Raw genomic sequence first — 9369 nt, forward strand, 5'->3', positions numbered from 1 at the left:
GCCCAGGTCGGTGACGGCGTCCTCGACGCGCGCCTGCGCTGAGCCCGCGATCTCTTGGCGCGGGTGTAGCGGCGAGAGGACGTCGGCGGCCGCAGGCTGCCGGAAGCCGTGAGGCCAGGTGACCAGGGGCATTACCGGGAGCCTGGCCTCTCGCACGCCGCCCTCCCCGCCCCGCCGCGGGCACGGGCACGCGCCTAAAGGGCATGCCGCCCGCTCCCAGACTGAGTATTCCGGCGGGCCCGCCCCGGAGGAATTCGTCACGCGCGCCAAGAGCGCACTCTCACTGGGCAGGTGAGCTCCTGCCTCGTATCCTCGCGCACCTTCCAGATCGTCGCCTCCCTGATCGCGGTCAGCGTCTGGTACCTGCTGTTCACCTCGCTGCTGACCATCGCCCAGTACTACGTCGAACGGGTTGGTCTTTCGTCTCTGCTCTCGTGTGTTGTTAAATGTTGCCGAGCGATGGAGAAGAGAAGTGAAGTCGCGGCCGCCGCCCTGAGGAACTGTCGCGGGGACCATTTGGGGACCACGCGGTGTGCGCGACCCTGCACAACTCAGGCGCAACCGCCCGTTGTGAGCATGCGGAAAGCGCTTGATCCCCATGGAATTCGGCGCTGGCACTGGGGGTCAAGGGGTCGCAGGTTCAAATCCTGTCGTCCCGACCAGCGTTTTCGCAGGTTGGAGGCCGTTTCCGCAGAGATGCGGGGGCGGCCTTTTCGGTGTTTTCGGGGGTTGTGGTCGCATGGTGGTCGCATGCGCGGGACGGGTGCCCGGAGTATTGGGGTAACTGATGGCTCTGGCCGGTGCTTTGCTGACGGTGATCTGGTTGTGGAGTCGTGGGTTGTGGTCGCAGGGTGGTCGTGGCTTTGGTAGCTGCACCTTCTGTTCGGCGGCGGTGAGGGTTGCGTCGATGGCGTTCACGGCGGTGCGGGCGGCTAGTGGGGTGAGGTGGCTGTAGATGTTGGCGGTGGTGGAGAGGGTGGAGTGCCGCAGGGTCTTGGAGACGACGGTGAGGGGTACGTCGGCGGTGATGGAGATGGTCGCGGCGAGGTGTCGCAGGTCGTGGACTGTTGTGCGCGGTACTCCGGCCTTTCGGCAGATCAGGTGGAAGTGGTTGAGGACGTATTCGGGGTGGAGGGGGCTGCCGTCCGGGCGGTGAAAGACGAGATCCCCGCGTGGTGAGGGTTGGCGGGGATCTGCGTCGGCGGCGCGGCGGCGTCGTAGGGCTCTGGCCACTCGGGGTGAGATGGCGATCCAGTTCTTGCTGCTGAGGGTTTTCGGTGTGGTGAGGACGAGACGGTTGTTGTCGACCGCCGAGAGGGTGCAGCGAATGAAGAGCATGCCTTCGGGTAGGTGGATGTCCTTCCAGTGGAGGCCGAGGGCTTCGCCTTTGCGCATGCCGGTGCCGATGAGGACTTCGACCAGGTCGGCCATGAGCGGGTCGGCCGCATGGCAGTAGCGCAGGAATCGGGTGGCTTCGTCGAGGGTCCAGATTCGGCGTTCGGCCGCGGGTGGTCGGGGGATGATGGTGGGGCGTGCGGGGTTGTGGCTGAGGCGGTGGTGTTTGACTGCGTCGCCCAGGGCGCTGGAGAGGGTGGCCAGGCAGCGGTGGACGCTGACCTTGCCGCGTCCGTGGGCGAGTTGGGTGTGAACGAAGCCGGCGATGTGGGAGTAGCTGAGGTCGTCGAGGCGGACCTGGCCGAGGGCTGGGATGAGGTCAGCGGTGACGTAGCTGCGGTAGCGGGCCATGGTCGTGGGCTTGAGGACCAGGGCCATTGCTTGGAGCCAGGTGGTGAGGTAGTCGGCGACGGTCTGGTTCGGGTCTGTGGAGAACCCGCCGTCTTCACCTTCCAGCGTCCGGCGCAGGGCGGCAGCGGCTGTTTCCTGGTTGAGGAAGCCGCCGCGGCGGACGGTGTGGCGCCGGGAGGCGGGGGAGGGGAGGTCGACAGCGAAGGTCCAGGTGCCGTGATCGGGCTCATGGCTGAGGCGCGGGCAGCGGGCGCCGAGCTGCTGATGCTGCCGGTCGCGGCAGCCGCACCGGCGGTAGACGCGCCCCCGAGAGGTAGCGGAGCGCATGGAGATCACTTCCAGCGATTGCGCATTGAACTATCACCTCCATTGTCGGTCTCCGCCCATGGATCATGCGACCACCCTGCGGCCACACACGGCCCTGCACGCTGCTTGACCTGGGGTGTTCCCCTGTCGTGGCGACAGGTGCGGAGATCTGTCCGTCATGCTCAAAGATGTAAAATAGTGTGCCAAGTGTCTCCGTCGAGAGGGCTGAGTCGGGCTGACTGCGGTTTTGTCGAGCGAGTTCCGGAAGCGATGGAGGCGCGCCCAGCTGATCAACCGCTTGGAGGTCGTCTCAGTTGGTCAGTCTCCGGTAGCAGATGAGGGCGGCGGCGATACCGACGAAGGTGAGGAAGTGTTCGGCCTTGCGTTCGTAGCGGCGGTGCAGACGGTGGCACCCGGTCAGCCAGGCCACCGTCCGCTCCACGGTCCATCGGTGACGACCGAGACGCTGGGAGGACTCGATGCCCCTGCGCGCGATGCGCGGGGGTGATGTTCCGAGAGCGGAGCCATTTCCGCAGGTGGTCGTAGTCGTAGCCCTTCTTGCCGCGATCAACAGGATTCGGGCCTGTCAGCTCCCCCCTTTGAGGGCTCGCATGTTCACGGAGTCGATCGCGCACCGCGACCAGTCCAGCCCCCCACGGGCGCCGAGTTCGTCCAGCACCAGGCGGTGGAGCTTCGCCCAGACCCGCGTCGCCGTCCACTCGGAGAACCGCCGGTGGACCGTCTGCCATGACGCACCGAAGACCGGAGGCAACTGCCGCCAGGTGCACCCTGAGGTCGCGACAAAGATGATCGCGGCGAGCACCGCGCGATCATCAGCTCGCCGACGGCCACCGCCCTGCGGCCTCATGGGGATCGGCGGTCTCACTCTCCGGAACAACTCCCACAGCCCTTCCGGCACCAGCCCCTCAACGAAGGCCATCGAGTGCAGCCCCCTCCACCGGCGCCGAACTCACCGACTCGTCTGCGTCCTTCCCAGGCGCTCCGAAACGCGCGAGGTAGTGCCACACTTTCTTGACCGCCTGGGGGTCATAGATGCCGGCACGTGCGGCATCTCCGATGATGCGCGGATCGAGGACGCCGTCGACCGCGATCCGCGTGCCCAGGTCGACATGTTCCTGGCCGCGGTAGCCGGGGTGACGGCGGAGTACTTCAACCCCGAGTCGGAAGCCGGGGTGCCACTCCACAGGGCAGCCAAGACGCAGGGCCGCAGCCTCGACCGGCGTGCCTCGGTAGCAGGCGTCCAGGACCAACGCCTCCACATGACAGTGCAGCTGGACCGGCCCGTGCACCTGGGCCTCGATGTAGTCGTCAAGGTCGTCCTGGTGATCGGCGAGAGCAAGCTCGAAGAGCCCCATGCGGGCCGCGACACCGAAATCCGCGGGTTCAAGGAAGCTGTCCGGGTAGCAGAACGTGGTCCGCGCCAGCGTCTCGGCAGCCAGCCGGAAGTGAGCGGAGCCGAACCGCGGTGCCGCGCCGACTGGCTTGCGACGGAAGTTCAACGCCCCGTAGACCGGCCGCTCATGAGCAGGCGCTTCGTCGTATGCCCCGTTGAAGATCCGACTCTCCCAGCGCCACCGGTCGCCGCCTGGATGCGCTGTCAGCCCACCGTTGCTGGTCCCCGTGACGAACTGCGAGCAGTAGACGCCGTCCTCGGCCATGGCCTCCAGGATCGGCTTGCCGTGCAGCAGACGGTCCGGGTGGAAGTTGAGGGTCACCCGCAGCGCCGGGTCCATCGGAGGGCCCGACGCCAGTTCCGCGACATGCCGAAGGGCCCGTTCCTGCGCTGTTGAGGAGGCTGCGGAGCTCATCCGCACAGTGTTCCCCAACTTGATCAACTGGCGCACCGGGATTGTCCACCGACAGCCCGGCCCCGTGCCACGGAGCGTCAATCGCCAATCGAGACGATCTCTAAGGCGAGGTGAGTGAGCTGCGGCCCTGGTCGGACCTCACCCAGCTAATAGAACTAGAATCGAACGGTGGGTGTGGAGGAAGAGTGGTGGTCCAAGGCTGGGCCGTGGGCGCGGGCGCGGCTGCCGGATGGCCAGGAGCTTGACGTCGTCGTGACCTCCCGCCACCGCTCGCGCGACGGAGCGTGGTGGTACGAATGCGTGCGACACGAGGTCGCTTGAGGTGAGTGGTGTCCTAGGAAGGAGGGCCTGCCACATGGCAAGCATATGACGCCTGGTCCAGTGCGTGAGGACCATCCCCGCCCCGGCGTGCGTTGCGGGTAACCGCGAGGTTCGAAGCCCGGGGTCGAGGCCCAAGGGCCGCCGAGCCATCCGGCGGAACACAGGCTGGGGAAGGCCGGGCGGGCGAAGTACATGAACCCTCTAATGTCTCGTCAACCACACACCCGAGAGATGGATAGCACTATCGGGTGATAGGGGCAGGCCGCTGTGATGCGGCAGATGCCGCCTGTAGAGGCATTCGACAGGCGGGAGCGCACCATCGCCCCCGGGGTACAGAGGGCGCCCTATCCGGTCGCGTCTCACTCAAGCGGAACGTGACAACCCCGTCAGGGTCCAGTCGGCGCGGTCGGCTGGCAGGCGAACCGTAAGGAACGCTGCACTCCCCGGCGGGAGCAGGACAACCCGAGAAGCGAATGCCGGTAGCCGAAAGGCAGCAGGAAACTGAGCTGACTGCTGGTCCCTCCACCAGCGGCTCACATAACTGGCCGGATAGGGGGCTGTTCCCCCGACTCGAAAGGGTGCTGACGCGGGTTGGGTGAGCCTACGGAGAACTTATGACGCAAATGGCGGAACCGAGGGGCAAGTTAGGCGCCCCCGCAAGCAACGCGGCCGAGTCCGCGAGAGGCGACGCGAGGGTGAACGGACCCAAGGGCGGTCACTTCGACTGGCACGCTGTGAACTGGCATGCCGTCGAGGAGGATGTACGTCGGCTGCGCCATCGGATCTTCGTGGCAACGGAAGCAGGGGATCTGAAAAAGGTCCGCAACCTGCAAAAGCTGATGCTCCGCTCCCGCAGCAATGCCTTGTTGAGCGTGCGGCGGGTAACGGAGATCAACGCTGGCCGCAAGACAGCCGGGATCGATGGCGAAGTGGCAATCGCACCCGAGGAGAAAGCTGAGCTCGTCTCCTGGATGCGAAACCGCACCTCGCCGTGGTCTCCTCGGCCCGTCAAGCGGGTGTACGTACCCAAGAGAAACGGGCGTCGCCGCCCGCTCGGAATCCCAGTGATCGCTGATCGGTGCCTACAGGCATTGGTGACGGGAGCGTTGGAACCCGAGTGGGAGGCTCGGTTCGAACCTCGGTCGTATGGGTTCCGACCCGGCCGAGGATGCCACGATGCGATCGTGGCTATCCACACCTCTGCCAGTTCCAAGGCAGCGAAGAGGCAGTGGGTACTTGATGCCGACCTGCAAGAGGCATTCGACCGTCTCAGCCATGACCACATCTTGCAATCGATTGAGAGATTCCCCGGTAGGGGGCTCATTGCTCAATGGTTGCGAGCTGGTGTGGTGGAGGCCGGACAATTCACGCCGACGGAAGAGGGAACCCCTCAAGGCGGGGTGATCAGCCCCTTGTTGATGAACGTAGCTCTACACGGGATGGAATCGGCTGCCGGGGTGCGTTACCACAAAAAACCAAGTAGCGACTCCTGGCGCTCAGTTCCGGGATCTCCGGTACTGGTCAGGTATGCCGACGATCTGCTCGTCTTGTGCCACTCAAAGGAACAAGCCGAGGACGTCAAGCAACGGCTCGCCGCATGGCTCAGGCCCCGAGGTCTGGCCTTCAACGAGGCTAAGACTCGGATCACGCACTTGGATGAGGGCGTGGATTTCCTGGGCTTCAACATCCGGCGCTTCCGAGGCAAGCTCCTGACAAAGCCGAGCAACGATGCACTGCGGCGCATCCGGAAACGGCTGTCCGATGAGGCGCTGGCCCTCCGCGGGGGCAACGCCGATGCCGTGGTCGGGAAACTCAATCCGATCATCAAGGGATGGGCCGCCTACTACCGGATCGGAGTGTCCAGTAAGGCATTCGCCACACTGGATAATCACGTGTGGAGGTTGGTCTACAAATGGGCCAGGTTCTCGCACTCGAACAAGTCGGCAGGCTGGGTCACCTCCCGGTACTTCGGCTTGTTCAACCGGGGCAGGCAGGACAGGTGGGTATTCGGCAGCCGTGAGAGCGGTCGCTACCTCCGCCGGTTCGCTTGGACCCCGATCGTCCGGCACCGAATGGTGGCATGGAGGGCGTCGCCCGACGACCCTTCCTTGGCCGCCTACTGGGCGGCGCGCCGTCGTCGCTCAGCCCCGCCGATCGGACGCGACGTGCTGTGGCTACTTCAGCGACAGCGAGGACGCTGCACGATCTGCCGGGGTCTGCTCCTGTATGCCGACCACGAGCCCCAGTGGGAAACCTGGCTCTCGGCGACGCGGAAGGGGCTTCGCAAACGTGCGATCACCCCGCTGGGGCAGAGGCAGCCGGGCGACCGCGTCGCTCAGCATCTCGTACACGCCCAATGCCATCGCAAGACCAACGGCAATGGGGCACAGCGATGACACCAGCACCAGAGCCTGTAGGGCTTGCTTGAGCCGGTTGCTCGGAAACGGGCACGGCCGGTTCTGAGGGGGCGGGGGCGCAGCAATGCGCTCCCGCTACCCGACGAGGCCATCCTCCCGGCCCGGCATGAAGCAGCCGACGGCGCCACCAAGCCGACGGGTGCGCCCACCCCGATCAGCGTCCAGGCCGAGCGGATCACGACCCTCCAGGCCGCGGTGCGGGGGTCGTCAACGGCGGCATTCGACGTCTGGGATCCCGGCCTCGGCGTAAAGCATGGGATTATTTCCGGTCCATCGTCCGATTGCCGGGGGAGACCAGTTCGACGGCCCTGGACACCCGGCAGACGGCTCCCGGCCATCTCCGGCGCCGGCTCGGCCATATCACTGGCGTGCATTGCACTGCAGAAAGTCACCTGGCCATGTTGAGCAGGCACAAGCAGGCTATCCAAGTGGAGGGGCGATGGCGTTCACCGAGTTCGACACGGCGGCGTTACCGAGGGAGCAGCGCTTCGAGTGGTGGTGCGAAGCCATCGGACAGGGCGTGGCTCCCATCCGGATCACCACTGACAAGGCATCGGACTTCACGGCGAGCCTGAGTTCACTGGGTCTCGGGCCTCTTCAATTGACGACGTTGGCCTTCCCCGAGTTGCGCTCGGAACGTACCGCAGAGCTCGTCCGTCGCGGGGACCCGGAGACTTACGAACTGACGCTGATCCTGGGCGGATCCATGGCAGTGGCCCAGGGCCGCAACGATGCCGCTCTCCGCGCTGGCGACTTCGCCCTCTGGACGTCCTCGCGGCCCTACCGCGGTAGGGCCGCGAGTACGCCCGGGACCGGGGCCGCGCGAGCCATCATCCTGCACCTGCCCAGGAAGCTCGTCCCAGTGCCCGAGGCCAGGCTCGATCCGCTGCTCGCCCACGCCCTGCCCGCCCGATCCGGGATCGGGCGGATCCTCGCTGACCATCTGGTTTCGGTAGCCCGGGAGGCGCCCGGACTGGACGACGCGGAGTGTGAGCGGCTCGGCATGGCGAGCCTGGACCTGGCCGCCGGGCTGCTCGCGGTCCGGGCTGACGCACAGGACCGCATCTCTCCCGAGACGCGACACCAGGTGCTGCTCGCCCGCATCGACGTGTTCATTCAGGACTACCTGGCCGATCCCCAGCTCGACCCCGACGCCATCGCGGCCCACCATCACATCTCCGTGAGGCTCCTGCACCAGCTCTTTCGCTCCAGGGGCGAGACGGTGTCGACCGCGATCCGTCGGCGTCGTCTGGAGCGCTGCAGCAGGGACCTGACCGACCCGCGACTACTGGCGGTTCCCGTGCACGCGATCGGCGCGCGATGGGGCCTGACTAGTCCCGCGTCGTTCAGCCGCTCGTTCCGCACCGCTTACGGCGTACCACCTGGCGAGCACCGTCGTACAGCACTCGCCGTGCGCTCAGAGGCAACCCTTCATGCGTCGCAGGCCAATGACGGATAGACAGGCCCGCGACCAGACTCGTCAAGAGGGCGACGGGCCGGATCAGCTCGTCGCCGGTCCATCGCAACACGCTTGCGAAGAGGGGAATCATGAACAAGAGCATCAAGTTCCGAACGTTCGTCACAGCGATGCTGATCACCGTCCCTGCTCTCGGCCTCGTATCGGCCCCTTCCGCCCAGGCATCCACGCCAGGGGCTTCGACTTGTCGAGTCATGGACCCGAAGCCGACCTCCGAGGGGTATGGCGACGGCCGGGTGTGCGACGGGAACATCACCGGCACCGTCCACGACACCAAGGCTGATGGCCGCTGCCCCTACATGCGCATCTTCTTCACGGTCGGTGACCCGTGGGAGTCTCCCTGGGCCGGCGGCAAGGGCAAGGCCGTCAACTTCGGCGGCTACCACGACGGCGAGTACACGGGCGCGGAGATCAGGTACATCTCGTGCTGAAAGAGATGAGGCCGAGGCAAATGGTCGCAGCGGCCAGCCTGCTGGGGGCCTTCTGCTGCCTTGGCCTGACAACGGCCCCCATAGCTCAGGCAGCGTCCGCCGACGCGGTGCTCACCTGCAACGGCGTCGGGGACCAGCGGTACAGGCATTGGCGCTAAGCACTTGACCATCCGGCACGTCAGGGCACGGTTGTGGAGCGAGTAGCGAGTGAGGGTTCCGGCAGATGATCTGCCAGAGCCCTCCGCGTTGGTGGTCGTTGTCTACTGGCGGGGCGCCAGCGGAGGAACAGGCACTGGTCGTCACCGGCGCCGAGGCGGAAGGGCAGGGAGGTGCGGTCGAGTGCGAGGGGCTGGCCGGGGGCGTGGGCGGTCCAGCCGCACCGGGTGTAGAAGGGGCCGAGGCCGAGGCCGCGGTCGACTTCGTACGAGCCGTAGAGCAGCCGGTAGCCGAGCTGGTGGTGGCTTCAGTCATTCGTAGATGACTTCTGGCCAAAGAGGTCTCCCGCGCGGCTCCCGGGAGCTGACAGGGGCGCTCCGGAAGGTCAGGATATCCGACATCCACAGGGGGGCGTTATGAGCACTGCCGAGAGCGCACCGGCAACCGAACCTCGGGGCGGGGAGGAGCCGGACGCCGGAGCGGAACTGGCGCGGCGGGTCTTCACCGGCCAGGAGCGCTGGGGCTGGGAGTTCGTCCAGCCGTCCGCGCCCCCCGCACACCGGGACGCCCAGCATCCGCCCGTCTACTCGGAACCCTCCGGCGACGAGGTCCGCGCCATGGAGGAGCGCGCCATGACTGTTCCGAAGAACAGGGGCACGGGCTGTCTCCTCCTGCTCGCGGGCATC

6 protein-coding genes and 1 pseudogene are annotated in these 9369 nt (G+C 66.3%); 4 read left to right on the plus strand and 3 right to left on the minus strand.

Translation table 11 applies throughout. The features are described from left to right. Nucleotides 1-624: 624 nt before the first annotated feature. The 3 genes and pseudogenes from NMK44_RS31865 to NMK44_RS31875 form a co-directional block, all read right to left on the minus strand. Nucleotides 625-2073 carry a tyrosine-type recombinase/integrase gene (locus tag NMK44_RS31865; protein WP_254749762.1) on the minus strand — a complete coding sequence of 483 codons (1449 nt, stop codon included), beginning with the start codon at nucleotides 2071-2073 and terminating at the stop codon, nucleotides 625-627. 289 nt (nucleotides 2074-2362) lie between these two features. Beyond that, nucleotides 2363-2992: pseudogene (locus tag NMK44_RS31870) on the minus strand (transposase). After that, entirely contained in the window at nucleotides 2979-3881 is a 903-nt protein-coding gene (locus tag NMK44_RS31875) for a DUF3626 domain-containing protein (RefSeq protein ID WP_254749764.1), read from the minus strand. Before NMK44_RS31875 ends, NMK44_RS31870 begins: the two are co-directional and overlap by 14 nt. A gap of 1016 nt (nucleotides 3882-4897) precedes the next feature. Here NMK44_RS31875 and ltrA point away from each other — a divergent pair. The 4 genes from ltrA to NMK44_RS31895 form a co-directional block, all read left to right on the plus strand. Continuing rightward, nucleotides 4898-6598, plus strand: a complete 1701-nt coding sequence (gene ltrA, locus NMK44_RS31880) for a group II intron reverse transcriptase/maturase (protein ID WP_254749766.1) — start codon at nucleotides 4898-4900, stop codon at nucleotides 6596-6598. Between the two features lie 460 nt (nucleotides 6599-7058). Then, on the plus strand, nucleotides 7059-8078 hold the full coding sequence (locus tag NMK44_RS31885; RefSeq protein ID WP_254749768.1) for an AraC-like ligand-binding domain-containing protein: 1020 nt from the start codon (nucleotides 7059-7061) through the stop codon (nucleotides 8076-8078). 212 nt (nucleotides 8079-8290) lie between these two features. Next, on the plus strand, nucleotides 8291-8527 hold the full coding sequence (locus NMK44_RS31890) for a hypothetical protein (protein WP_254749770.1): 237 nt from the start codon (nucleotides 8291-8293) through the stop codon (nucleotides 8525-8527). Between the two features lie 572 nt (nucleotides 8528-9099). After that, nucleotides 9100-9369 (plus strand): hypothetical protein (locus NMK44_RS31895; RefSeq protein ID WP_254749772.1); only part of this gene is annotated, 270 nt, incomplete at its 3' end.

Source organism: Streptomyces cucumeris (genome assembly GCF_024295805.1).
GTDB classification, from domain to species: domain Bacteria; phylum Actinomycetota; class Actinomycetes; order Streptomycetales; family Streptomycetaceae; genus Streptomyces; species Streptomyces cucumeris.

Coding starts and splice junctions, on each gene's coding strand:
- NMK44_RS31865 (WP_254749762.1), bottom strand. CDS start 2,073: ATGCGCTCCGCTACCTCTCGGGGGCGCGTCTACCGCCGGTGCGGCTGC.
- NMK44_RS31875 (WP_254749764.1), bottom strand. CDS start 3,881: ATGAGCTCCGCAGCCTCCTCAACAGCGCAGGAACGGGCCCTTCGGCAT.
- NMK44_RS31885 (WP_254749768.1), top strand. CDS start 7,059: ATGGCGTTCACCGAGTTCGACACGGCGGCGTTACCGAGGGAGCAGCGC.
- NMK44_RS31890 (WP_254749770.1), top strand. CDS start 8,291: ATGGACCCGAAGCCGACCTCCGAGGGGTATGGCGACGGCCGGGTGTGC.